The sequence below is a fragment of the Marinobacter sp. genome, assembly GCF_014859525.1.
Lineage (GTDB): Bacteria > Pseudomonadota > Gammaproteobacteria > Pseudomonadales > Oleiphilaceae > Marinobacter.
The window spans coordinates 22753-45824 of the sequence record NZ_JACUUB010000002.1 but is presented as its reverse complement, the minus strand read 5'-3'; the positions used below and the strand labels follow the sequence as shown (position 1 = coordinate 45824).

At 57.7% G+C, this 23072-nt stretch carries 23 protein-coding genes; 9 read left to right on the top strand and 14 right to left on the bottom strand.

Annotated elements, in window-relative coordinates; genetic code table 11:
* Positions 1-3: 3 nt before the first annotated feature.
* A complete protein-coding gene (locus IBX51_RS00995; RefSeq protein ID WP_291827712.1) occupies positions 4-225 on the bottom strand; it encodes a helix-turn-helix domain-containing protein in 222 nt (73 codons plus the stop codon).
* Positions 226-461: 236 nt separating this feature from the next.
* Here IBX51_RS00995 and IBX51_RS00990 point away from each other — a divergent pair, with 236 nt between their 5' ends.
* Together IBX51_RS00990 and IBX51_RS00985 are read left to right on the top strand one after the other, a co-directional pair.
* Complete coding sequence (locus IBX51_RS00990) at positions 462-1061, top strand: sigma-70 family RNA polymerase sigma factor (protein WP_291827710.1); 600 nt, start codon at positions 462-464, stop codon at positions 1059-1061.
* Positions 1058-1696 (top strand): ChrR family anti-sigma-E factor, encoded by a 639-nt coding sequence (locus tag IBX51_RS00985; protein WP_291827708.1) that lies wholly within the window; start codon positions 1058-1060, stop codon positions 1694-1696. The genes IBX51_RS00990 and IBX51_RS00985 overlap by 4 nt, the downstream gene beginning before the upstream one ends.
* A gap of 54 nt (positions 1697-1750) precedes the next feature.
* Here IBX51_RS00985 and IBX51_RS00980 read toward each other — a convergent pair whose 3' ends face one another.
* Positions 1751-2488 (bottom strand): SDR family NAD(P)-dependent oxidoreductase, encoded by a 738-nt coding sequence (locus tag IBX51_RS00980; protein ID WP_291827704.1) that lies wholly within the window; start codon positions 2486-2488, stop codon positions 1751-1753.
* Positions 2489-2678: 190 nt separating this feature from the next.
* Here IBX51_RS00980 and IBX51_RS00975 point away from each other — a divergent pair, with 190 nt between their 5' ends.
* Positions 2679-4454, top strand: a complete 1776-nt coding sequence (locus IBX51_RS00975) for an acyl-CoA dehydrogenase C-terminal domain-containing protein (RefSeq protein WP_291827701.1) — start codon at positions 2679-2681, stop codon at positions 4452-4454.
* Positions 4455-4700: 246 nt separating this feature from the next.
* On the top strand, positions 4701-5498 hold the full coding sequence (gene tcdA, locus IBX51_RS00970; protein ID WP_291827698.1) for a tRNA cyclic N6-threonylcarbamoyladenosine(37) synthase TcdA: 798 nt from the start codon (positions 4701-4703) through the stop codon (positions 5496-5498).
* Here the strand turns inward: tcdA and IBX51_RS00965 are convergent.
* The 4 genes from IBX51_RS00965 to IBX51_RS00950 form a co-directional block, all read right to left on the bottom strand.
* Positions 5495-6475, bottom strand: coding sequence for an NADP-dependent oxidoreductase (locus tag IBX51_RS00965; RefSeq protein WP_291827695.1), 981 nt, complete (start codon positions 6473-6475; stop codon positions 5495-5497). The genes tcdA and IBX51_RS00965 overlap by 4 nt on opposite strands.
* A gap of 78 nt (positions 6476-6553) precedes the next feature.
* Positions 6554-7024 carry a thioesterase family protein gene (locus tag IBX51_RS00960; RefSeq protein ID WP_291827692.1) on the bottom strand — a complete coding sequence of 157 codons (471 nt, stop codon included), beginning with the start codon at positions 7022-7024 and terminating at the stop codon, positions 6554-6556.
* Positions 7017-8108: an SMP-30/gluconolactonase/LRE family protein gene (locus tag IBX51_RS00955; RefSeq protein WP_291827909.1), complete on the bottom strand. Its 1092-nt coding sequence runs from the start codon at positions 8106-8108 to the stop codon at positions 7017-7019. The genes IBX51_RS00960 and IBX51_RS00955 overlap by 8 nt, the downstream gene beginning before the upstream one ends.
* Before the next feature lie 108 nt (positions 8109-8216).
* Complete coding sequence (locus tag IBX51_RS00950; protein ID WP_291827689.1) at positions 8217-9008, bottom strand: alpha/beta fold hydrolase; 792 nt, start codon at positions 9006-9008, stop codon at positions 8217-8219.
* Between the two features lie 386 nt (positions 9009-9394).
* Between IBX51_RS00950 and IBX51_RS00945 the strand changes: the two genes are divergently transcribed.
* Genes IBX51_RS00945 through IBX51_RS00935 form a run of 3 tightly spaced genes read left to right on the top strand, consistent with a single transcriptional unit; the run spans position 9395 to position 11171 of the window.
* On the top strand, positions 9395-9583 hold the full coding sequence (locus tag IBX51_RS00945; RefSeq protein ID WP_291827686.1) for a hypothetical protein: 189 nt from the start codon (positions 9395-9397) through the stop codon (positions 9581-9583).
* Positions 9580-11016 carry a cardiolipin synthase gene (gene cls, locus IBX51_RS00940; RefSeq protein WP_291827684.1) on the top strand — a complete coding sequence of 479 codons (1437 nt, stop codon included), beginning with the start codon at positions 9580-9582 and terminating at the stop codon, positions 11014-11016. The genes IBX51_RS00945 and cls overlap by 4 nt, the downstream gene beginning before the upstream one ends.
* A 20-nt stretch (positions 11017-11036) precedes the next feature.
* Positions 11037-11171: a hypothetical protein gene (locus IBX51_RS00935; RefSeq protein ID WP_291827681.1), complete on the top strand. Its 135-nt coding sequence runs from the start codon at positions 11037-11039 to the stop codon at positions 11169-11171.
* Here the strand turns inward: IBX51_RS00935 and IBX51_RS00930 are convergent.
* Together IBX51_RS00930 and IBX51_RS00925 are read right to left on the bottom strand one after the other, a co-directional pair.
* Positions 11168-13345, bottom strand: a complete 2178-nt coding sequence (locus tag IBX51_RS00930; protein ID WP_291827678.1) for a patatin-like phospholipase family protein — start codon at positions 13343-13345, stop codon at positions 11168-11170. The genes IBX51_RS00935 and IBX51_RS00930 overlap by 4 nt on opposite strands.
* Positions 13346-13385: 40 nt before the next feature.
* Positions 13386-13988, bottom strand: coding sequence for a hypothetical protein (locus tag IBX51_RS00925; protein WP_291827675.1), 603 nt, complete (start codon positions 13986-13988; stop codon positions 13386-13388).
* A 235-nt stretch (positions 13989-14223) separates the two neighbouring features.
* Between IBX51_RS00925 and IBX51_RS00920 the strand changes: the two genes are divergently transcribed.
* Positions 14224-14586, top strand: a complete 363-nt coding sequence (locus IBX51_RS00920) for a hypothetical protein (RefSeq protein ID WP_291827672.1) — start codon at positions 14224-14226, stop codon at positions 14584-14586.
* 18 nt (positions 14587-14604) lie between these two features.
* Here IBX51_RS00920 and IBX51_RS00915 read toward each other — a convergent pair whose 3' ends face one another.
* Entirely contained in the window at positions 14605-17373 is a 2769-nt protein-coding gene (locus IBX51_RS00915; RefSeq protein ID WP_291827670.1) for a transporter substrate-binding domain-containing protein, read from the bottom strand.
* A gap of 96 nt (positions 17374-17469) precedes the next feature.
* Between IBX51_RS00915 and IBX51_RS00910 the strand changes: the two genes are divergently transcribed.
* Positions 17470-17703: a DUF2789 domain-containing protein gene (locus tag IBX51_RS00910; protein WP_291827668.1), complete on the top strand. Its 234-nt coding sequence runs from the start codon at positions 17470-17472 to the stop codon at positions 17701-17703.
* A 9-nt stretch (positions 17704-17712) separates the two neighbouring features.
* Here the strand turns inward: IBX51_RS00910 and IBX51_RS00905 are convergent, their stop codons facing one another.
* Genes IBX51_RS00905 through lysA form a run of 5 tightly spaced genes read right to left on the bottom strand, consistent with a single transcriptional unit; the run spans position 17713 to position 23039 of the window.
* Positions 17713-19110 carry a GGDEF domain-containing protein gene (locus IBX51_RS00905; protein ID WP_291827666.1) on the bottom strand — a complete coding sequence of 466 codons (1398 nt, stop codon included), beginning with the start codon at positions 19108-19110 and terminating at the stop codon, positions 17713-17715.
* A gap of 11 nt (positions 19111-19121) precedes the next feature.
* Positions 19122-20093 (bottom strand): tyrosine recombinase XerC, encoded by a 972-nt coding sequence (gene xerC, locus IBX51_RS00900; protein WP_291827663.1) that lies wholly within the window; start codon positions 20091-20093, stop codon positions 19122-19124.
* Positions 20090-20842 (bottom strand): DUF484 family protein, encoded by a 753-nt coding sequence (locus IBX51_RS00895; protein ID WP_291827659.1) that lies wholly within the window; start codon positions 20840-20842, stop codon positions 20090-20092. Before IBX51_RS00895 ends, xerC begins: the two co-directional genes overlap by 4 nt.
* A gap of 17 nt (positions 20843-20859) precedes the next feature.
* Positions 20860-21774 carry a diaminopimelate epimerase gene (gene dapF / locus IBX51_RS00890; RefSeq protein WP_291827656.1) on the bottom strand — a complete coding sequence of 305 codons (915 nt, stop codon included), beginning with the start codon at positions 21772-21774 and terminating at the stop codon, positions 20860-20862.
* Between the two features lie 14 nt (positions 21775-21788).
* The gene (lysA, locus tag IBX51_RS00885; RefSeq protein ID WP_291827653.1) at positions 21789-23039 is read right to left on the bottom strand and encodes a diaminopimelate decarboxylase; all 1251 of its coding nucleotides are present in this window, start codon (positions 23037-23039) and stop codon (positions 21789-21791) included.
* Positions 23040-23072 lie beyond the last annotated feature (33 nt).

The following is a 23072-nucleotide window of genomic DNA, read 5'->3' as shown; positions in this document are numbered from 1 at the left end:
CCTTTAATCTGCCCGATCTTGCAGTAGCCCGCGCCAGGCAGAGGGTGATATACCCTTCCACTTGCGAAAGGCCCGACCAAAATTGGACGGGTCGCTGTAGCCCAGGTGATTGGCGATTTCGTCGATGGCCATATGCGTGCTGAGCCTGAGCAAATCCAGCGCACGCTGGTGACGGACAGTTTCCTGAAGGGTCTGCAAGCGAGCCACCGGGTTCGACAGTGACATCGGCAACGCTGGTCGATGTCGATGTTGGTATGAACAGACAAGCGCCCGCCTGATAATCCAGCAATTACTTCACTGACACATCTTTTACAACAACTGAGCCAGAAACATTTTGTTGATCCTGGCAATCCGGTTTTTGCAATGGCGCGTACATAAGTCAACTGACAATTCGGCGACGAGTGCATAGAATGATGATGACGATAAAAAGCTCAAATCATGCGACTGTCAAGGAGCGCCCGGTGACAACACTGGAGCAGCAAAAAGCAAAGCCTGAGGGTCGTAAGGATCCCTGGGGGCCTCTGCTGGAAAAAGTAGGCAAAACTCAAGACAGAGCGGCTTATCATGCTCTGTTCGAGCACTTCGCCCCGCAGATCAAGTATTACGCGATCTCCAACGGTTTGGCGAGCCATGCCGAAGAGCTGGTGCAGGAAGTCTTTATTTCGATCTGGCGTCGTTCCTGTCTATACGACTGGCGCAAAGCGGCAGCATCGACCTGGATATTTACCATTGCCCGAAATCAGCGCATTGACATGCTGCGCAAGATGAAAAGAAGCAGCGCGGAAATGGCGATAGAAACAGAAGACCTCTGGCAAATTCCGGGCGATAACGAAGACGAACCAGTCACATCATTGCACCGATTGATGTCTGAGCGCCGAATCCGGGAATCTCTGAGCCTGTTGCCGGAAGAACAGATTACAGTGATCGCCAAAGTCTATATGGAGCACAAATCTCACCAGATGGTGGCGGACGAACTCGAGATCCCATTGGGAACGGTAAAGAGCCGGGTAAGACTGGCTTTGAACAAACTGAAAGTGATTTTGCAGGATCAGAACGTATGACACGGCATCATCCCGATAGCCTCAGCCTGATGGAATACAGCGCAGGCAACTTGAGCCAGCCTCATGCTTTGTGCATAAAGCTGCACCTGGACCAGTGTCCCCACTGCCGAAGCAGAGTCGACACCCTCGATAGCCTGGGTGCCGTTATGATGGATCAGCAACCCAAGGTGTCTGTATCTGATACAAGTTTCGAGCAACTGCTTGCGCGAATCGATTCGGTACCGGCGGAAGCCGCACCGGCAGCCAAGACACCTCGCCTGAGCCCGCTGCAGAAGCTGCTTGGAGAAGACATCAACCAGCTACCCTGGAAGCGTCAGCTGGGCGACGTCAGCGTACTGGACATTTCCGACAAATTCCCCGAGCAGAACGAGCGGGTGGTACTTCAAAAGCTGGTCGCCGGCGGCAAAGCCCCGGCACATACGCACCGAGGCAACGAAACCACCATCGTGCTACAGGGCGCATTCGCGGATCAGAAGGGCGTTTTCAATCAGTGGGACTTCGTGGTTCTGAATGAGCAAGACGAACACAAACCCGTTGCGGTTGGTTGTGAGGATTGCATCACCTTGTCGGTATTGAGTGCGCCTTTGAAGCTGACCGGCACCTTTACCCGAATGCTTAACCCGTTTATCCGCTAACAAACTATTGCGTTGCAGGCCTCTTGCCTGCAGCGCCTTTTTTCCTCGAATGCCTCACCACGGCAAATCCCTGCCATCCCAGCTGATAAAGCGACCATTGTCGGCCTCCGACAAAGATTGGATAACGCCAAACAGATTATCCGCCGTTTCTGAAGGCTCATGCACCATCAACTTTGCCAATGACTGACTGAAAGGCTCGCTTAATGCCGATCGCGTTGTACCCGGGTGCAGTGCCACGCAGGCAACCGGGGCATATCGTCTGGGCAGCTCCACCGACAGGTTCTTGACCATCATATTCAACGCCGCCTTTGAACACCGGTAGGCGTACCAGCCTCCCAGCTGGTTGTCGGTGATCGAGCCGACCTTGGCGGAAACCGCCACCACCCGTTTTAAATGCTTGCCCCGCAGGCCTCCAGCCAATGTCTTGACCAGCATCCCGAAACCGATGCAGTTGACTTCAAACGCGCGCGCCAGATTATCCGGATTCAACTCATCCAGACGTTTTTCCGGAAACAACCCATCGTCATGCAGCAGCCCGGCGGCATAGATCAAATCCTCAACACCACCGCCGGCGTCAAGCAATGCCTGAAGACCTTGCTCCATCAACACCTGTCCCTGCGAATCTGCACTCCACGCCAACAAGTGCACCCTGGAATCCTGTCGCAGTGCCTGCGGCACCCGCTCCGGATGCCGACACAGGCCAATCAGCGACTGCTCCGGCCGAGCCTCAAGATAACGCTGCGCCAGCGCACTGCCGATAGCGCCAGAAACACCTGCGATGACCGTCGCCATGCTTTATTCCCCCTGTATCAATGAATTCCACTCTGGTAATACGAAAAATCAATCCATTCAGGCTGTCTTTCGGAAAACCAAACTCTTCAAACGCCCGTATGAATCATCACCTTTCTTTTGCACAACAAACTCTGCACCGCAGAAATCAACAGGCAGTTAATGCCGAACCCGTATTAACAGGAGAGTGACCATGCAATACCAGGCGCCTGCAAACGACCTTCGCTTTTTGCTGTTTGATGTATTGGGAGCAGACAAACTGCACGAACTGGAAAAATACGCCGATGCCACGCCAGATCTGATCTCAGCGGTCATCGACGAAGCCGGCAAGCTGGCCGCGGAAGTCATCCAGCCCACCAATCAGGTCGGCGACCGACAGGGCTGTAGCTACGATCCACAAACCAAAGCCGTGAAAACGCCAGACGGTTTCAAAGAAGCCTACGACAAATTCGTGGAAGGCGGCTGGACCGCACTGGATGCCCCCATCGAATTTGGTGGTCAGGGCCTGCCTCACACCCTGAAATTTGTGGTGGATGAAATGGTCTGTTCCACCAACCTGTCACTGGGCATGTACCCCGGCCTTACCCACGGTGCGATCAGCGCCCTGTACGCCCACGGCTCCGATGAGCTGAAAAACACGTACCTGGAGAAGCTGATCTCTGGCGAGTGGACCGGCACCATGTGCCTGACCGAACCCCAGTGTGGTACCGACCTGGGCCTGATACGGACCAAGGCCACACCCAACGACGACGGCAGTTACGCCATCGAAGGCACCAAAATCTGGATTACCGGCGGTGAACACGATCTGGTCGACAACATTGTGCATCTGGTATTGGCAAAACTGCCTGGCGCGCCAGACACCACCAAAGGCATTTCGCTGTTTGTGGTACCCAAGGTCCTGCCGGATTCCGGCGAGCGCAACCCAGCCTTCTGTGGCGGCCTGGAGCACAAGATGGGTATCAAAGGCTCCGCCACTTGCGTAATGAACTTCGAGGGTGCCAAGGGCTGGCTGGTCGGCGAGCCCAACAAGGGCATGGCAGCGATGTTCACCATGATGAACGAGGCTCGCCTGATGGTCGGCATGCAAGGCCTTGGCCTGGCTGAGATGGCGTATCAGGAAAGCCTGGCCTTTGCCAAAGATCGCCTGCAAAGCCGTTCGCTGAGTGGTCCTAAAAACCCGGACGGCCCGGCTGACCCGATCATTGTGCACCCGGACGTTCGCCGCATGCTGATGCGCCAGAAGGTTCTTAATGAAGGTATGCGTGCCATGGCACTGTTTACCGGTCATCAGCTGGACCTGTCGGTGGCTCACGGCGACGAAAGCGTTCGTGAAAACGCCGATGATCTGGTGCAACTGCTGACGCCGGTGGTCAAGGCCTTCCTGACCGACGAAGGCTACAACAATGCCAACTGGGGCCAACAAGTGCTGGGCGGCTCCGGCTTTACCCAGGACTGGCCTCTGGAGCAGTTAGTGCGGGACGGCCGTATTGCCCGGATTTACGAAGGCACCAACGGCATCCAGGCCATGGACCTGGTCGGCCGAAAGCTTTCCCTGAAGGGCGGCCAGCTGGTGCGCGCACTGTTTACAGTGCTGACCGGATACCTGAAAGACAATCCGGATGCCCCGCACCGTGAGGAGCTCAAGGGCGCTATCAAGAATCTGGAGCAATCCACGATGTGGCTGGCCCAGAACGCTCCGAAAGATCCGGAGCAGGCCGGCGCCGCAGCAACGCCTTATCTGCGCGTGATGGCACTGACCGTCATCGGCTACTTGTGGTCTCGCATGGCCGGTGTAGCCAGCCGTCAGCTGGCCGCCGGGGAAGGCAACACGCCGTTGCTGGAAAGCAAGGTTGCCTCAGCCCGTTACTACTTTGAAAAGTTGCTGCCAGAAGTGGATTGGCTGGTTAAAGACATTGAGACTGGCAAAGACAGCCTGATGGCACTGAACGATGATCACTGGGTAGCTTAAACGGCGGCATTTCCGGTCAGGACAAGAGTTCTGGCCGGAAATGACCAACGATTGGCAAGTTTTGACCTTCATCAACACAGAGCAGGGCCTGATAATGGCCTGGATGATTAGTGTCTCTGAACTAGTCCAACCCGCCTCTTGTCGAGCCGGGTACCTTCTTGAAGCCACGCGTTTGCGTGGCTTTTTTTATGGTTCCGGCTGCGACAGGTTACAATGCCGCCTTTGGTTCACCCAACCGGAGGCTGAATGACCGCCGACGATTACGAATTCCGCTTTGGCGGCATAGAAAGGCTTTACGGCCGCCGCGCCCTGACCGCTTTTCGCAACTCACACATGGCTATTGTTGGTTTGGGCGGCGTGGGCTCCTGGGCCGCCGAGGCGTTGGCTCGCAGCGGCATTGGCACGCTCACCCTGATCGACATGGACGACATCTGCGTGTCCAATACCAACCGGCAATTGCATGCCCTGACCGGCCAGTACGGTCGCACCAAAACCGACGCCATGGCAGACCGGTTGCGGGCCATCAATCCCCATGCAGACATCCGCGTGCATTTTGGTTTTCTGACCACCGGGAACGTTCAGGAATTGATCACCGAAGACATCACCGGGGTGGTGGATGCCATCGACAGCGTCAAAGCCAAAGCGGCGCTGATTGCCCACTGTCAGCGACGCAAGATCCCCATCGTCTGCTCCGGTGGAGCCGGCGGCCAGATAGACCCAACCCAGATTCAGGTGGCCGATCTGAGCAAAACCACACAAGACCCACTATTGGCAAAGGTGCGCAACCTGTTGCGCCGGGAATACGGATTCTCCAGAAATCCGAAGCGGCGCTTCGGCATTGAGGCAGTGTACTCGCTGGAACAGTTAACCTACCCCGCTCCGGATGGTGAAGTCTGCTTGCAAAAGCCCGCCACCGAGGGTCCGGTCAGGCTGGACTGCGCCTCAGGATTCGGCGCCGCCAGCCCGGTAACGGCCAGCTTTGGTTTCTTCGCGGCGTCTCGCCTGCTCAACCGCATTGCCCGCAAGGCCAGCCAGACAGACTAGCGGCAATCGAGCACCAGCTTGCCCCTGACGTGCCCTGCTTCAAGCAAATCGTGCGCATCGCTGACCTGATCCAGAGCGAACACCCGGTCGAGATGAACTTTAACGTCGCCATCTTCGATTAACTCAGCGATCTCTTCCAGATGAAAGGCATCTGGACGAGATCTCATGCCGTGAGCCCGCACCCCCAACGCCTCTGCGGCACTGATTACTTCGTCTGCGGTATTGGTCGGAATGGTAACCAGCACACCGGATTCTGCCAACGTGTGCAACGCTCGTTTACCCGTGTCGCCACCGACCAGATCAAGCACCACGTCCAGTCCGTAGCATTCATCACCTATGTCGGTGGTGTGGTAATCAATCACCTCGTGCACGCCCAGGCCTGCCAAAAAATCCCGGTTGTGAGCAGAGGCCGTGGCAATCACGTGAGCGCCCCGCTCCAGCGCAAACTGCACCGCAAAGTGGCCAACGCCACCAGCGCCCGCAAGAATGAGAATTTTCTGGCCAGCTTCGAGGTGAGCCACTTCAAACAGTGCCTGCCAGGCGGTCAACGCAGCCAGCGGGACCGCAGCGGCGGCCATCAAGTCCAGCTCTTCCGGCACGATGGTCAAGTCTTCCACGTTGGCAACGGCATACTCAGCGTAGGCACCGCCTGAGGTGGGAAAACCAATCATTCCCATGACTCGATCACCCGGCACCAACGTGGTGACATCGTCTGCCACCGCAACCACCTCGCCTGCGGCGTCATAGCCCGGCGTCCACGGCAAGCTGTTTTCAATCTGGCTGGCCACAAAACCCAGACCCAGGCGGGTTTTCCAGTCAATCGGGTTAAGGCCCGCTCCGTGCACCCGGATAAGCACCTCGCCACCAGCCGGCACGGGCACAGGTGACTCACTCACCCGCAGCACATCACGCTCGCCAAAACGCTCGTAAACCACGTGGCGCATGGTACCGGATTCAGTCAGATCAGATGATTCCATGGGAGTCTCCAGACAACAGTAGAGCGGCGCCGTTCCCGGCTTCAGTTTCTAGACTAGCAGAATTCTGCCTGGCCGGCCTCAGCCACTCAGCCCCCGGCCACCAGCAACCAGTGCAGCGGATAACACATCCACAAACTCTTTGGGGGCTCGGGACGGCCGTTGCGACTTCATGTCGACACAGGCATGGGTAGACATAGCCCGCAGCAGCGTCTTGCCATCGGCCGGACGAATCAGCTGAAACTGCCGCGCAGACCGGAAGCGCCCGTCCCAGTCAGTAAGCCAGGTGCCCAGAACCAGCTCATCACCGGCATTGGCAGAGGCCAGGTAATCCAGCTCGGTGCGCGTTATGGCCATGGCTTTACCGGTTTCCTCGTGAACCGCCCAGGTCATACCCAGACTGTCGATATGAGCCCAGCTAACCTCTTCAAGCCAGCGCACGTAAACCACGTTATTGGCATGACCAAGCCGGTCGGTGTCTTCCGGGCGAACGGTGATGGCAAGGGTGAAAGGATCAGGCAGATCCCAGGCCAACGGGTGCCGCTCAGTCATGGTTGCTCTCTCCAAGGCCAGGAATGGCCTGCAACGGTAACCGGCCAATACGATCGTTGTGAAGTGAACCAAAGTATAGAACACCGTCGTGTGGGTTGACCGACGTAATCTCCTGCAGGTGACGACCACGGGTGTCGTGCAGGCTGACCAACATACGACCGCTGGCGTCAAACGCCACCACCAGACCGTATTCCTGAGGTTTTGGCTGGAAGCTCTCAGGCAATTTAGCTATCAGGTTCTTCAGCCAGGGCCTCAGGTGCATGCTGTCGACCTGGGCATTGCGGAGTGTTGGAAATGCCACCCAATAACGCCCCTCATCGTCCACCGCCAGGTTGTCAGGGAATCCTGGCAGATTGTCGGCAAACACCTCAGCCTGGCCGGCATTGGGGCCGGATATCCAGTATTTCAGAATGCGATACTTCCAGGTTTCGTTGACCAGAACGTAATCTCCGGCCGGCGACACCGCCACACCATTGGCAAAGTGCAGGTTGCCCAGCAACACCTCGGTTCTGCCTGTGCGAGGGTTATATCGAAGCAAGCGCCCGTGGGGCCGCATTTCGAGCAAGTCCAGAATGTAATCCGGCTGATGGAAACGGGAGCTGGCATCGGTAAAATAGAGGCGACCGTCCGGTGCAATGTCTACGTCATCGGTAAAACGGAAGGGCGTGCCCTCGGCCTCCCGGGTCAGCACCGTGATCTCGCCAGCCGGGGTGACCGATAGCAGACCTTTCCAGGCATCGGCGACGATCAGGTTTCCCTGCCCGTCAAACACCATGCCCAAGGGCCGACCGCCGGTGCTCAGCCAGTTCTCCACCCGACCATCCGGAAACACCCGCACGATCTTGCCGTCCTGGGTGCCTGTGTAGAGTACGCCGTGTGCATCGACCGTTGTGTCTTCCGGGCCATAAACTTCTCCCCTGGCCAGAAGATCCGCCAGCCTGAGGCGCTCGTTCGGCGCCAGTACACCGGTCATGGCCGGTGGCGAGGGCGCCTGCCATACCTTGCTGTCGATGGGCGACGGTGTCAGCAGAAAACTGCCCAGCAACAGAAAGGCGGCCAGCAAGGCGATCAACAACCATTTCATCATGAGTGCCCGATCCGTTTATCGTTCTGTCTTTGCCCGGAGGCGATGTCAAAGCTCCCTCACCTTAGCAGACATTGCCGGGTGTCTGACAACGCCGTGGCCGGGCCACTAGGACTCCAGAAAGTTCCGACACAGGGTGGCAAAGGTATCCGCTTTCTCGGCGTGCAACCAGTGACCCGTGCCTTCGATGATCTTCAGATCGGCAGCGGGAAACCGTTGACGAATAGTGTCCTGATGCTTGTCCTGAATATAGGCAGAATCGGCCCCCTTCAGGAACAACACCGGCCCGTCGTAGGAGCCCTCACCCTCAGGCGCCGCTGCAAGATTCTGATAGCAGGCATCGATCACTGGCAGGTTAATGCGCCAGCGAAAGATCTGTTCCTTATCGGTCACCTGATCCTGGGGGATACGCTCCAGGTTTTTCAGCAAAAACTGCCGAACACCGGGAATGTCGACGAACGCCTCAAGGCGCTTGTCGGCTTCCTGGCGCGTTGTGACACCTTTCAGATCCAGGCTCTTCATACCGTCCAGCACCGCATCATGGCGGGCCTTGTAGGTAACCGGCGCAATATCCGCAACAATGAGGGCCTTAACCCGGTCCGGGTAATTCAGTGCTACCTGCATCGCGACCTTGCCACCCATGGAATGGCCAAGCACAACCGCCTGATCGATACCTTGAGCATTCATATAGGCAATCACATCCGCCGCCATGGTCGGGTAATCCATGTCGTCAGTGTGCGGGGAGCTGCCGTGGTTACGCTGATCCAGCGCGTGAATCTGCCAGCCATCCTCCAGACGACGGGCAATACCGCCTAGGTTTTCAAGCGACCCGAACAGCCCATGCAACAAAATCAGAGGTTCGCCCTCACCGGAAATACGATTATTGAGTGTCACGGTCATACGTTGGCAGCCTCGGTTGTGGGATTAAACCGAATACACTACCACCGTCAGCACGACGGGCAAGGGGGAAATGAACGCGACGGATTTCAGACCGAAAAAGGCCGGGAAAACCCGGCCAGATGGTCACAGGCATTACGCCTGAAAAATCAGCAGTAGTAGATGCTGTTCAGGTACTCGGACAACGCAAGTACGTTTTTACGCTCAATTTCGCTATGGGGTACAAAGATTTCACGTGCCATAAAACACCTCCGGTTTTGTTTACTGGCTACTTCAACCTGATGTCACCATGCTATCGTTGAATCTGATACAAGCCGTTGACTGACCGTGCCAGTCGTTTGACATTTTGTACCAGGATGACCTTCACTCATCGGGAGCCAGATACCGGCATGCATGCCTCACCGGACCCAACAGACACACCGCAGGTAGCCGCCGCCAGCACGCTGGCTCTGGTGCATTACCTCAATACTCTTGGCGTGATGGATGATGCCCGGATTGAGGCGGTAACCGGCGTTACCCTGTGGACCGGCACTGCCCCGGCTCAGTTTCGGGCTAATCATCAGAGCCAGCGCCGATGACCGGAGACAACCTGTCACTACTCGCCATTCCTCTGGCCATTCTCTATTTGGCCGCGCTGGCGTGTATCTACCGGATACTGCTCAGCTACCGAACTGCCCAGGGGGCTATTGCCTGGATCATTGCGCTGATTGGCTTGCCCTACCTGGCGGTCCCTCTGTTTCTGCTGTTCGGCCGCAGTCGTTTTGGGGGCTATATCAAGGCCCGTCGCATGGGCGATCAAGCTCTGACCAGCCTGCTTGATCGTTTCGAGAAACAGACTACCTCAATATCCAACCCTGGCCATGAGCACTTCAGTGACGAATTGCAGGTGTTGTGCAAACTTAGCCGACAACCATTTACCAGCGGCAACCGGTGCACGCTGCTCCGGGATGGCGAGGCGACCTTTGAGGCACTGTTCGAAGCCATGGAAGACGCAACTCATTACATCCTCATGGAATTCTACATTGTACGTTCCGACAAGGTCGGCCAGCGCATCAAAGCAATCCTGGAACGCAAGCTGGCCCAGGGTGTGGAGGTCTGGTTTCTGTATGACGACATCGGTAGCGTATTTTTATCACGCCGATGGCTGAACGAACTGTCTGCAGCCGGTGCCCGGATTGCCGCCTTCGGTAACGGCAATGTGCGCCGACGACGGTTTCAGATCAATTTCCGAAATCACCGTAAGTTGCTGGTTTGTGATGGTCATGTAGGGTTTGTCGGCGGCATCAATCTGGGCGACGAGTACCTGGGCACGGTCATTGATCAGGAACCCTGGCGTGACACCCACTGCCGAATCGAGGGGCCAGCGGCTACCGGCTTGCAATTGGCGTGGCTGGAGGACTGGCATTGGGCCAGCAACATTCGCCCGGAGCTGAATTGGCACCCTGACATCAAAAATCATGGCGACCAGCAGGTGTTGGTGCTGCCGACTGGCCCTGCCGATACCTGGGAAACCTGCACGCTATTTTTTCTCAACAGCATCAATAACGCCCGCACCCGAATCTGGATCGCCTCACCTTATTTTGTGCCGGACTTTCAGATAATGAACGCCCTGCAACTGGCCGCCTTGAGAGGCGTCGACGTTCGCATTCTGATCCCTGAAAAATCTGACAGCAGGCTTATACGCCTGGCCGCGTACTCCTACCTGGTCCAGGCCAGCCAGGCAGGCATTGGCATTTACCAGTACCAGCCCGGCTTTATGCACCAGAAGGTGGTGTTGGTGGATGACCGCTACGCCGCTGTCGGGACAGCCAATCTCGACAACCGCTCCATGCGCCTGAACTTCGAGATCACTGCCATCAATACCAGCCAAGAGTTTGTTACCTCGATCGACAGCATGCTCAGGGAAGATCTGAAACACTGCCAGCGGATGACCGAGGGCGATTACCAGGATCGATCGATCCTGTTCCGACTCAGTTGCCGCGCCGTGCGCCTGCTGGCACCATTGCTGTAACGGACTGTCTGGCTCGCACCATGACATTTGCCGACAATTACTTTATTAATGCCGCTATTGATGATCTCTGGCCGTCGGCCAAACGCTGTGCGTTTGTTGCGTTCCGCCAAGGCGGAGCCCGGGTACTGCAAGACAATCTGGCCCATTACATCTAATAGAACAGCTGGGTAAACGAGAACCCGATATTGAGATAGGCGGCCCAGTCGTCTTCGTTGTTATAGGCAACCGACACCTGGACCGGTCCCAGCAGCGTGTCCACCCCGGCAAACAGGCTCCACGAACGAACCACTTGGCTCCAGCGAGCGTCACTCATGCTATCCCATGCGTTACCGGTCTCAAACCCAGCACCGGTAAACCAGGGCATCACCGGCCCACCGAATTCCCGGCGCGTATACACCGACGCCAGCAAGGCATCGTTCCCGGTGATCTCACCCGGGGCATAGGCAGACAGTTGCCGAAAACCGCCCAGACGGGCTGCATTTTCGATACCCGCATCTCCGCTGAGCACTTGCCGGGTATACAACAGGCCGGTCAGGTTGTAGCGCTCCCACGTACTGGTACCCAACAACATCGCGGTGACGCTGTCAAAGCGCCGATCCGAACCCAGGTCTTCCCTCTCAACTCTCACCCGGACACCGGCAAAAGCACCGGCTTTAGGAAAAAAGGCGTCGCTCAGCGAATCATGCACCAGTTGCAGACTGACACTGCCCTGATGAACATCACCCTCTGGTGCCACCGGAACACCGACCTCATCCTCCACCGTGGCATAACCACGCATATAGATCAGCCTGGCCTCAGCATCGCCACCCAATTCCATGCCCAGCGCCACATCCACCTGTCGAAACGTAACATCTACCTCAGAAATGCGCTGGCCCTGGTCATAAATACTGTAATCATCTCGCCGGTATTCCACGCCCAACACCGCAAACCGGTCGTAGCCAAAGGTCATCGGTTGATACCACTGACTGCGCACCCAGGGCTGGGTGCCCAACTGAACCCCCGTCATCCACTCTCCACCCAGCCGGTTCAGCTCGGTCATGCGCAGGCCAGCCGCCAGATTGAATCGGGTATTGCCCTCAAAGTTATCTTCGTAGTTAAGCCCGAAAGACAGATAGTTTGGACCCCAGCTTTTTTCCCGGGCCCGAATCACCAACACCGGTCCGTCGCTGGTTGGCCTCAAGGACCAAGCGACAGATTCGTAATAGCCCAACCCGTATATCCGCTTCAGGTCCGTCTCAAGTGCCTCGACGTCCAACGCCTCGCCCGGCTGCTGTCTGATTCGCTCACGCAGGAAGTCGGTGGCAAGGCGATCACCCTGGGCAATCTCAACCCCGGCAACTGGCCCAGGCACCCAGCCGCTGGCAGCCCGACGGGACTGGTAGGCGGCCCACGACGCTTCCGACACCACCAATCGGTTCAGGGCAACGGCATGATCTCTTGCGGCAGTGGCGCCCAACTCAAACAGCAGCAGTCCCTCATAGAAATCGGCAGACCCCAGCCCCTCAAGATTCGGACGTATCAGTACATCCTCTGACGTCAAAAGCGCCAACTGGGCATCGGTATTGGTTCGAGTCATCAGGGTTGTCAATTGGCCAACCACAGACAAAGCCTCACGCATTTGATCCGCGGTCATCAGTGGGTCGGTAATATCCACTGCAATAACGATCTCGGCGCCCATGTCACGGGCCACGCTAACCGGAAGGTTGTTGGCAACGCCACCATCCACCAGCAAGCGACCATCCCGCTGAACCGGCGCATACACTCCCGGGATACTCATGCTCGCGCGGATGGCCTCGGCCAGGTTGCCACCGGCAATTATGACCGGCTCGCCGGTTTCCAGATCGGTGGCGACAGCCCGGAACGGCACCGGCAACTGGTCAAAGTTCTCGACCAGCGCAGCATTACGGGTCAGCTCGTTCAGTATCAGCCCCAGATTCTGACCGGTCACCAAACCGCCCCCCAGATGCAGCCCTTCCGAGCTGACCCCCAGCCCCGGCACCAAGGGCAGGCGCCAATCATCCTGTTTTCGACGCACCGGCTTGTAAGCCCGGCCCGGGTCATCCCGAAAACTGGACAGCCAGTCCAGTTCAAGAAAACGACGCTCAATCTCATACACCGACATGCCGGAGGCATAGAGCGCAGCCACCGCAGCTCCGGCACTGGTACCCACCACCACATCCACTGGTACCCGCATTTCTTCCAGCACGCGCAACACACCGACATGGGCCATACCTTTGGCCCCACCGCCACTGAGCACCAGGCCCACCCTGGGTCGGTGTTCAGGCTCAGCGGATGCCACTGGCGCCCACAAAAGGGGCGCCAGCGCCATCACAACACACGTAAACAACCGTAAGCCGCGCAAGGAAGGATTACTTCTGACCAGAATGCTTGTCATCATCCGCCAGCGAAAGGTGAGACACGTCAGGGACTATGGGGGGCGGCAGATCTCGCTTCACCCCCAGGTCTGAGCCCTGCGGCGCCAATGACCAGTCATCAAGGTGCTCAAACATCGGAGTTTCTGCGTCCTGGTGCTCGGCCAGCGTTACGCCGACCGGGTCCAGAGTCAGGCCAGAACCCGCCAGAATATCGTCTACTTTGTCACCAGCCACGGGCAGGCGATCACCGGGCTCGGGCTCCGGCGCTTTGCCGCTGTGCGCCACACGCGCAGGCGCTGGTGAACGGGAGGTTTGGGGCTGAGGTGCGGGCGCCGGGCCGGGTTCCGATGGCGGCGTGCTGGCTTGTGCAGCGCCGGCCATCGGTTGCACATGCGCAACCATGCCGTGCTTTTTAAGCACCGCCAGATACTTCTCGGCCTGAACCTGTTCCAGCTTGTTCCGAATGACCACGGGTTGACCGCTAAACATCCGGTCCAGCTGCTCAACACTGGCCTTGAACAGGGTGCGCGCATTGTTACGGGCGGTTTCCAGGTCGGTACCCGGCGTGCACTCTCCTTTGAATACAAGCTGGAACATGGCTATCCCTCTCTATTACCGAATGGTTCTGGTTCCATCATAGCGGAATTCCCTCCTGGGGGCAGGCTGGCATGACTCCAACCAAGCCGACCGAGAAGAATAGTCGCCAGAATGCAAACAATTGAAAAATACCAGTCTCAACTGGCGAAAATTACGACACTTCCTGCAATAATCATGTAACCAATCTTTACAATTGGTTACATGGAATGTGTTTTATCAGTTTTGGGAGTGACCTATGCGCGCCAAACTCTATGCCCTACTACCTGCTGCCATCCTGGCGCTGGCTACACCAGCGCACGCAGAGAACCTCGATGTGCTTATGAGTCAGGTATTCCCAAACCATGAAGCCACCTACATCGGCTATGAAAGCGTGGAGCGGGAAGACATCCCTGAACTGGCGGCGGTTGACCGCAAGTACCTGATCGTAGACTTTCGCTTCACCGAGCCACAACCTGCCGTCGAGTATCTGCAAGCGGGGGTTCACAAAGTTTGCATGACACTGCTCAAAAATGAGGGCCTGGTGCGTTCTTTGTCCGATTCCGGTTACGACATGGTGTCGGTCGCCTTCGATCGCCAATCGCAATTCGACTGCCTTTGATCCGGCTGGCCGGTTCAATCAATTCTGGCCCAACAACCGCGGGAATGCGTCCAGTGCCGTGTTGACGGCATCCAGATTAAACGCATCCACATCCGCCAGCAGTTTTTCACCATAACGGGTCACCGATGGCGATCGATGGCGCTGGCCCCACTCAACCATCCTTGAGGCGAAGTCCTTCATCTGCTCCGGATCGCCGCTCTCGCGAACATCCTGCCACTCATGCCCGAAATCTTCGGCCAGTTTTTCCCGCAACCAGCCTCGTTCCTGCATGCTCATGGTCTGGGCCAGCAAGCGCTCGGCTTCCTCTGGCGCACCGTCATCTTCGGCCTGCTCTACCGTTGCCGCCACTTTTGGTAACACCAGAGTAAAAGTGGAGCCTGATTCCGGTTCGCTTTTCACAGTCAGTTCTCCGCCCATCATTTCCGCCAGTTTCCGGCTGATCGCCAGGCCAAGGCCGGTGCCACCATAGCGCCGAGAGCTCTGACCTTCCTGCTGCTCGAACGCATCAAAAATGCGGTCCTGCTGATCCGGTGCGATGCCAATGCCGGTGTCGGCGACGGTGACTTTCAAACGGTAGTAACGAACGTCGGAATCCTGATCGCCTGCGTCACTCAGTTCTTTTGCCACCGCTCGAACGGTTACTCCACCGTCATGGGTAAACTTGATGGCATTACCCACCAGGTTAAACAGCACCTGTCGTAACCGGGTTTCATCCAGCATCATCGCCGAAGGCATGCCTGAGCCAACACTCACCTCAAGGGTAATGCCCTGCTCCGTGGCTCGCAGATCGAAGATATGACGCACATCACTGAGCAGCCGGCGAACCGAAACCGGGCCAAAGTCCAGCCGCATTTTGCCGGCCTCAATTCGCGATAAATCCAGAATGTCGTTAATCAGCATCAGCAGGCTGCGACTGCCTGCGCGAATTGCATTCAGGTAGTTACGCTGCTGGGGATCGGTCACCGAGTTGTAGAGCAGGTCGCTGTAGCCGATTACCGCATTCATCGGCGTTCGAATTTCATGGGACATATTGGCCAGGAACTCACTTTTAGCCCGACTGGCCGTTTCCGCCTCCCGGGCCAACCGTTCGGCCTCCAGCTTGGCAGCCCGCAGGTCGTCTTCGCTGCGTCGAAGGGCGTTCTCGGAGCGAATTCGTTCATCCACTTCCAGTGACAGCTTCCGGTTCCAGTACAGGAAAATCAGCACCACGGCGATGGCGATCAGGATGATTCGTCGAATCACCGTGTAATCCGTCTCCTGCTCGATGTCGAGGTGGATCCAGCGATTGTAGACTGCCTCGGTTTCAGACGGCGGTAAACTGCTGAGAGCCTTGTTCAGGATGCGGTGCAGCACCGGGTTGTCTTTATCAACCGCGAGGCGCAAATCGTACTGATAGGGCGTGATACTGGTAATCCGGAGGTTGGACAACCCCAGCTTGGCAACGGTGTAGCTTACCGCCGGTATGTGAGTCACCATCACGTCCAGGTCACCGTTAGACAGGGCGATCAGCCCTTGTTCAACGTTTCTCTGGGGGTAGAGGTCAAGATTCGGGTGATTGATCAGCAAATAGTCGTGGCTGGCCTGACGATTGACCACACCGACACGCTCATCACGCAACTCCCTCAAATCACCAATGAAGCGCCCGGTATCGCGAATGGCCAGCGCCACCGGCACCGTCACATACGCCCGGGTAAACAGAAACTCACCTTCGGTTCTTGGAGTCCGGGACAAGCCGGGGAGTATATCCACCTCACCGCTTTTCAGCTTTTCCTCCGCTGTCAGCCGGGACGCCACCATCACCCGGTTGAACCGGACATCCAGATTTTCCTCCAGTCGCTTGACCAGATCAGAGGCCAGTCCGGCGGCCCGGCCATCCTGTTCAAATTCAAACGGCGGCCAGTCGCTACGCATACCTATCTTCAGCCCTGGATTGCGTTTCAGCCACTCCAGTTCGGTGGCTGTCAATGCAACACCGCGGCCCTCCAGCGCTGGCATTTCGGCCTGCAGCCAGGATTGGCGAATATCTCTGTGCTCATTGTGGCTAACGGCGGTGATGGCGCGATCAAACACCCGGAACAGCCTTTCGTTGCTCGTCGGCACCTGCAATACCACGTCGACAGGCCGCCCATCCAGCAACACCGCCAGACCGATGCCGTTGATCATGGCCGACTCCAGATAATCCGAAACCACCGGCACCGGGCCAAGAAAGGCATCGGCTTTGCCAGACAACACCAGACTGATGGCATCGCCCAGACTATCGGCCGAAACCGGAGAAAAGTTATCAATCGGGTCCAGTAACGGGAACTGATTCGGGTCTTCGCCAATGATCGCCACATTGGCCGATTCCAGATCCGACAAGGTCCGGTAAGCCGCATCGCCGGAATTAACGAAAATACCGTATGTCAGGGACATTAATGGCGAGGTGTGCCGAACACCAGGAATAACCGGGGATCCGGGGATCCGGGTGGTCAGGATCAGGTCTGCGTCGCCATTCCCGAGGCCTGCAGGGCCATTTATCATGAACGGCTCAATTGGCAGCTGAAGCTTTTCGGACAACCGGGCCAGGTAGTCAATCCAGATGCCCGCCAGGCGATCGTCACCGGTGTCAAAAACCAACGGAACCTGACTGTGCCGCACGCCCACCCGAAAGCTATTCTGCTGGTCCAGCCACTGTAAATCTTCAAGACCCAGCACCGGTGCCGGAGACGCCTGCGGCGGATCGGCCCAGACTACCCCATGAAACAGCAACAACAGGAGGCAATACGCTAACGGTGGAAGAGACTTCACTGGATATCCTCGGTGGTTCCACTACATTTCAGGGAACAATACCTGCAAATGTCGCAGATTTCATAGTGCCACACCGTTCACAGGAGAACTTCCATTATGGACACCAGTACCCACAGCATGCGCACCCTGTTTGAACAACTCGGCCTGCCCTCAGGGCATAAGGAGATTGAAGGTTTTGTTACCCGCTATTCGCCCTTGCCCTCAGAGATCGCCATTCAGGACGCGCCCTTTTGGTCGGCAAGCCAATCACAGTTTCTGGAAGAGGGGTTGGAGGAGGACAGCGACTGGGCGGAAACCATTGACGAACTGGATGCCCTGCTCCGACACTGAACCCGGCACTCAGGCAACCAGGACCTGATTACGGCCCGCGCCCTTGGCTTGATAAAGGGCGCGGTCTGCCCGATCAAATACTGCATCTTCGGCATCACCATCACGGAACTCGGAGACACCGGCAGAAAAGGTTATAGCAACCCGCTTTCCGCCAAAATGGAAGGGTAATTTGCCGACGTGCCCTCTGAACTCGTTCACGACGCTGCGAGCGTCTTCCAATCCGGTCTCCGGCAGTAACAACACAAACTCCTCACCGCCGAACCGGGCAATAAAATCGGTATTGCGCAAACGCGCCTTCATTTCACGGGCGACCAGCTGCAACACCCTGTCGCCGGCTTTGTGGCCATATGAATCGTTGACTCTCTTGAACAGATCGATGTCGATCACTGCCATACTCAAGGGGTGTCGATAACGTTGCCAACGATTATATTCAAACGCCAACCGCTCTTGCCAGGCTTCACGGTTAGGCAACTGGGTCAACAGATCGGTCAGGGCCCGCTCGCGTTCTCGGCGCACCTGTGCCTGCATCTGCTCGGAGTGGGCCTCCATGGCCGCGACTTTTTCTTGCATGGCCGCCAGCTGTTCAGCCAACATTGCTTCTCGCTTGGCATCCCGGGAACGGAACCGCTCAAGCACGCCACCGATGAATTCCAGGCGTTTGCTCACTGATTGCTTCAGACTCTGCAAGTCCTGGCCGCTGAGCAGCTCATCACTGACCCGGCCCAACTCCTCACGAATTTCCCGGTCCAGCGTGGCGGTGTCGTCTTGCCGGGTCAGCTGGGCGTCGGACTGCTGGGAAAAATGCTGACGCAGGGTTTCCAAACGCTCATCCAGGCGCTTAAGAAACACCTCAAACTCGCGCTGGCTGCGGGTGACCGCCTCAATCACTAGCTCGGCCACCTGATTGAGACCTTCCCGAAGGATGCTCCAGTCGTTGGTGGAAAGCAGCGTTTGCTGAAGCGTTCTGGCCTGAGATTCCACTTCGGCTTCCAACGTCACCTGATTGAGCAGCTGCCCCAGCAATTGCCCGACCCGGCGGGCAATCCGCAGGCGATGACCGTCCTCGGCAAGATCTGTGTCATCGCTGGACGGGGCGGGGGAAGTTGATATCTGATGCGGTGTGTCCGGGGTCGTTCTCTGGTCATGCTCATCGAGTTTGGTAATGGCCCGGTCGATCTGATCCTGCAGCGTTCGCCAGGCCTCAACATCGATCTTCTGCTTGCGTAAATCGGATCTGATGCGGGTGAGCAGACTGTCCAGTTCCGGCGTTTGTCCCTCAGACGCGAGACTGGTCCGCACCAGCATGCGCTCGAGTACGTTGCGCTCGGCCTGCCATTGCTTATCGCGCTGGTCTGCCTCGTCCAGTTCCCGAAGGTACTTCTCCTTCCAGGACTCTTCAGATGCCATGAAACGCTCCCCTAAGGTACGGTCTGATCGTGGTCATTGTTATCGTGATGCCTGCCCCGTCGTCGTTTTGCGCGCGGGTGGCTCTGATCGTAAATTCGTGCAAGGTGCTGAAAGTCAAGATGAGTATAGACCTGCGTGGTCGCAATGTCCGCATGACCAAGCAATTCCTGAACAGCCCGAAGATCGCCGCTGGACTCCAGCATATGGCTGGCAAAGGAGTGCCGGAGCAAGTGCGGATGCAGGCGCTGATCGGCGCCATGCAGCACACCCCAGCGGGCCAATCGAGCCTGAATACTGCGCCGGCTCAAACGATCCCCTCGCTGACTGACAAACACGGCAGGCTCAGCTTCGCGGGCAAGCGCTGGCCGCTGCGCCAGCCACAACGTAAGTGCCGAAACCGCTTTGCCGCCCACCGGCAAAATCCGCTCCTTGTTGCCTTTACCCAGCACCCGGATTTCGCGGGCACGCACATCGAGTGAGCTCAGATTCAGACCCGCCAGTTCCGCCAGCCGCAGGCCGGAGGAGTACAGCAGTTCAAACATGGCGAGATCCCGCACGTCCAGGGGGTTGTCCGGGTTAACGTCCAACAGTTGGCTGAGCTGATCGACATCCGCCACTTTCGGCAGGCGGCGGCCGCTTTTGGGGGCGCGGATATCAAGGGCCGGATTGTCCCGGGCCATACCCTCGCGCAATAGATATTGATAAAAGCGGCGAATGGCGGACAAATGCCTGGCAATGCTCCGACCACTCAGGCCGTCTCTGCTGAGTGTTGCCACATAGCGACGCATGTCATGGATTGACAAAGCGTTCCAGTCATCGGCACCGGTGGCCATAAACCAGGCCAGCAGGCGCTGAAGGTCTCGTTGATAGTGTTCACAGGTACGGGGAGAATGGCGTTTTTCAGACGCAAGATGCCGCGCAAAGCCGTCGAGGGGCGCCGTGAGCGCCTCTGGATGGCCGGCTGTTTTACCCTGAGCGGTCACCCCTGACCCGTCTCCACGGTAAGGTCGGAGACCGGTGTTCCAGACGCATAACGCTTAAGCATCGGAGGTAGCAGCCGGCTCAGGGTGTCGCTGATGTAGCTGAGAAATAACGACCCCATACTCTGATCAAAATAGCCCGGCTCACAGCTGCCGACCGCGAAGACGCCCACCAGACCTTCATGGCGCAACGGCACCAAAGCCACCGAGGCGATCGGTTCGTCCCGGTCCGGGAACAGGAACTGTCTTTCACTTTCCCGGAACTGACCGCATACAGCGCGATCACCTTCGAGCAAGGCACCCAGCCGTTTCTGGGCCTGGCCACGGTCAACGATGTGCAACGCGCCTTCGGCCTGAGCCGGCACTTCGGCATCGCTGAATAACAGCACCGTGGCCGCGTCCAGTCCGAAATCACCGCGAATGCTGTCATCGATGGCGGCGGCCATGTCATTGAGCGTTTTCGCCTCAATCACTTGCATCAGCAGGCGTTTGCTCTTCTCGAACAGACGGTCGTTGTGGCGGGCGATCGACACCAGTTCGACCAATTCACGCCGCAGAGTGTCGCGCTGCTCACGAAACAGATGAACCTGACGTTCAACCAGCGAGATGGCGCGACCACTGTCATGGGGCAAGGTCAAACTGCGCAGCAGTTCGTCCTGCTCAAGAAAAAAGTCAGGGTTCGCGCGCAGGTAGTCTGCAACCTGATCATCAGTAAGTTCGCCGGCCTTCTGGCGGGCCGTTTGTTCTGTCATCGTGTTCTCCTGAGCCGTCAGGATCGTGTTTTTGGCGTTCGCGGGCCCTTGCGGCGGCGCGCGGGCAGATCGCCCGGCAACCGCAACTGGCCTTCAAACACGGTTTTTGCGGGGCCTTCCATCATAACAGGGGTACCATTCCCCTGCCATTCGATCACCAGAGTGCCACCACGCAGTTCTACCTCGACCCGCGCATCCAGCAAGCCTCGTAACTGGCCGGCAACCACCGCAGCACAGGCACCGCTGCCACACGCCAGGGTTTCACCGGAGCCCCGCTCAAACACCCGCAAGCGGGCGTGACCGCGGTCAACTACCTGCAAAAACCCGATGTTGGCCTTGGCCGGGAAGCGTGGATGCTTTTCCAGCAGGGGGCCAAGCGTGGCCACCGGTGCGGTGTCTACATCGTCCACCAGCAAGACGCCGTGGGGATTGCCCATGGAGACCGCAGACAACTCCACCGTGTGACCGTTGGCATCAACGGTGTAGACCGTCTTCTGGCAGTCTGCAGCGAAAGGGATGGCCGGCGGATTCAGCTCCGGCACTCCCATATTCACCATCACCATGCCGTCTTTGCCCACTTTTAGCTCAATCACACCCTTGGCGGTCTGAACCCGAAGGATGCGCTTGTTGGTCAGGCGCTGGTCCCGCACAAACCGGGCAAAACATCGGGCGCCGTTACCACACTGCTCCACCTCCGAGCCGTCAGCATTGAAGATCCGGTAGCGGAAATCGACATCCGGCAGACCGGGCGGCTCAACCACTAACAGCTGATCGAACCCAACCCCCAAGTTACGGTCCGCCAGCTCCCGGATTGCTTCAGGCAACAAGCGAAAAGGCTGGCTGATGGCATCCACCACCATAAAATCATTGCCCAGCCCATGCATTTTTGTGAACCGAAGCAACGGGCCCGTGCCTCGTCTTTGTGAGTTCATCTCACGCTCCATACTCATTCCGGCAGACAACTTTCAGGGCCCAACTGATCTTCAAGCGTTTCCCGGCGGCGAACCACGTGCACCTGATCGCCATCCACCATCAATTCGGGCGGCCGGTTACGGGTGTTGTAATTGGACGCCATGACAAAACCATAAGCACCTGCCGAGCGAACCGCCAGTAAGTCCCCCGCTTTCAGGCGCAACCTTCGATCCTTGCCCAGAAAATCGCCGGTTTCACAGACCGGACCGACCAGATCCCACGATTTCTCGTCACTGTCCTGGTGAGGCTGCACCGGAATAATCGCCTGCCAGGCGCTGTATAGAGCCGGGCGAATCAGGTCATTCATCGCCGCATCAATGATCGCGAAGTTTCGGTGCTCGGTGCACTTGAGGAACTCCACCCGGGTCAACAGAATGCCCGCGTTGGCGGCGATTGAGCGGCCGGGCTCCAAGATCAGCTCCAGTTTACGATCGCCCAGCTTTTCAGCCACGGCTTTAACGTAGTCACAAGGTTGCGGCGGTTGCTCTTGATCGTAGGTCACGCCCAACCCGCCGCCCATATCCAGATGGCGGATATGAACGCCCTGCTGCGCCAACGTATCAATCAACGCGAGCACCCGTTCCAAAGCATCCAGAAACGGCGACACAGAAGTCAGCTGGGAACCGATGTGACAATCAACGCCGTGCACATCCAGATTGGGCAAACTGGCCGCGCGGGCGTATACCTGCGGCGCCTCGGCAATGTCGATGCCGAATTTGTTCTCTTTCAGTCCGGTGGAAATGTACGGATGGGTGCCGGCATCCACATCCGGATTCACTCGCAGCGACACCGGCGCCTTGACTCCCAGCTCGCCCGCGACGGCGTTGAGGCGATCCAGCTCGGTGTCAGACTCCACATTGAAGCACCGCACGCCAGCCTGCAGCGCACGCCTCATTTCCCACTCTTGCTTGCCCACGCCGGAGAACACCACTTTGCCCGGGTCACCACCGGCCCGCAGCACGCGCTCCAGCTCACCGGCAGAGACGATGTCGAAACCGGCCCCCAGGCGAGCCAGCACGTTCAGTACCGCCAGGTTACTGTTGGCTTTGACGGCATAGCACACCAGATGGGGGCGCCCGCTGAGCGCCTCATCGTAGGCGCGATAGTGGCGCTCAAGCGTGGCGCGGGAATACACGTAGGCCGGGGTACCAAAACGTTCGGCAATGTCGGCAACCGGCATATCTTCGGCGTACAACTCGCCATTACGGTAATTGAAGTGATCCATTTTGTTCCTGACTGTCTGGGCAAGGTTGTGAGC

What these genes read in the sequence shown, in the direction of transcription:
- IBX51_RS00995 (WP_291827712.1), bottom strand. Translation starts at nt 225, where the DNA reads ATGTCACTGTCGAACCCGGTGGCTCGCTTGCAGACCCTTCAGGAAACT.
- IBX51_RS00985 (WP_291827708.1), top strand. Translation starts at nt 1,058, where the DNA reads ATGACACGGCATCATCCCGATAGCCTCAGCCTGATGGAATACAGCGCA.
- IBX51_RS00980 (WP_291827704.1), bottom strand. Translation starts at nt 2,488, where the DNA reads ATGGCGACGGTCATCGCAGGTGTTTCTGGCGCTATCGGCAGTGCGCTG.
- IBX51_RS00975 (WP_291827701.1), top strand. Translation starts at nt 2,679, where the DNA reads ATGCAATACCAGGCGCCTGCAAACGACCTTCGCTTTTTGCTGTTTGAT.
- tcdA (WP_291827698.1), top strand. Translation starts at nt 4,701, where the DNA reads ATGACCGCCGACGATTACGAATTCCGCTTTGGCGGCATAGAAAGGCTT.
- IBX51_RS00965 (WP_291827695.1), bottom strand. Translation starts at nt 6,475, where the DNA reads ATGGAATCATCTGATCTGACTGAATCCGGTACCATGCGCCACGTGGTT.
- IBX51_RS00960 (WP_291827692.1), bottom strand. Translation starts at nt 7,024, where the DNA reads ATGACTGAGCGGCACCCGTTGGCCTGGGATCTGCCTGATCCTTTCACC.
- IBX51_RS00955 (WP_291827909.1), bottom strand. Translation starts at nt 8,108, where the DNA reads ATGAAATGGTTGTTGATCGCCTTGCTGGCCGCCTTTCTGTTGCTGGGC.
- IBX51_RS00950 (WP_291827689.1), bottom strand. Translation starts at nt 9,008, where the DNA reads ATGACCGTGACACTCAATAATCGTATTTCCGGTGAGGGCGAACCTCTG.
- IBX51_RS00945 (WP_291827686.1), top strand. Translation starts at nt 9,395, where the DNA reads ATGCATGCCTCACCGGACCCAACAGACACACCGCAGGTAGCCGCCGCC.
- cls (WP_291827684.1), top strand. Translation starts at nt 9,580, where the DNA reads ATGACCGGAGACAACCTGTCACTACTCGCCATTCCTCTGGCCATTCTC.
- IBX51_RS00935 (WP_291827681.1), top strand. Translation starts at nt 11,037, where the DNA reads ATGACATTTGCCGACAATTACTTTATTAATGCCGCTATTGATGATCTC.
- IBX51_RS00930 (WP_291827678.1), bottom strand. Translation starts at nt 13,345, where the DNA reads ATGGCGCTGGCGCCCCTTTTGTGGGCGCCAGTGGCATCCGCTGAGCCT.
- IBX51_RS00925 (WP_291827675.1), bottom strand. Translation starts at nt 13,988, where the DNA reads ATGTTCCAGCTTGTATTCAAAGGAGAGTGCACGCCGGGTACCGACCTG.
- IBX51_RS00920 (WP_291827672.1), top strand. Translation starts at nt 14,224, where the DNA reads ATGCGCGCCAAACTCTATGCCCTACTACCTGCTGCCATCCTGGCGCTG.
- IBX51_RS00910 (WP_291827668.1), top strand. Translation starts at nt 17,470, where the DNA reads ATGGACACCAGTACCCACAGCATGCGCACCCTGTTTGAACAACTCGGC.
- IBX51_RS00905 (WP_291827666.1), bottom strand. Translation starts at nt 19,110, where the DNA reads ATGGCATCTGAAGAGTCCTGGAAGGAGAAGTACCTTCGGGAACTGGAC.
- IBX51_RS00895 (WP_291827659.1), bottom strand. Translation starts at nt 20,842, where the DNA reads ATGACAGAACAAACGGCCCGCCAGAAGGCCGGCGAACTTACTGATGAT.
- dapF (WP_291827656.1), bottom strand. Translation starts at nt 21,774, where the DNA reads ATGAACTCACAAAGACGAGGCACGGGCCCGTTGCTTCGGTTCACAAAA.
- lysA (WP_291827653.1), bottom strand. Translation starts at nt 23,039, where the DNA reads ATGGATCACTTCAATTACCGTAATGGCGAGTTGTACGCCGAAGATATG.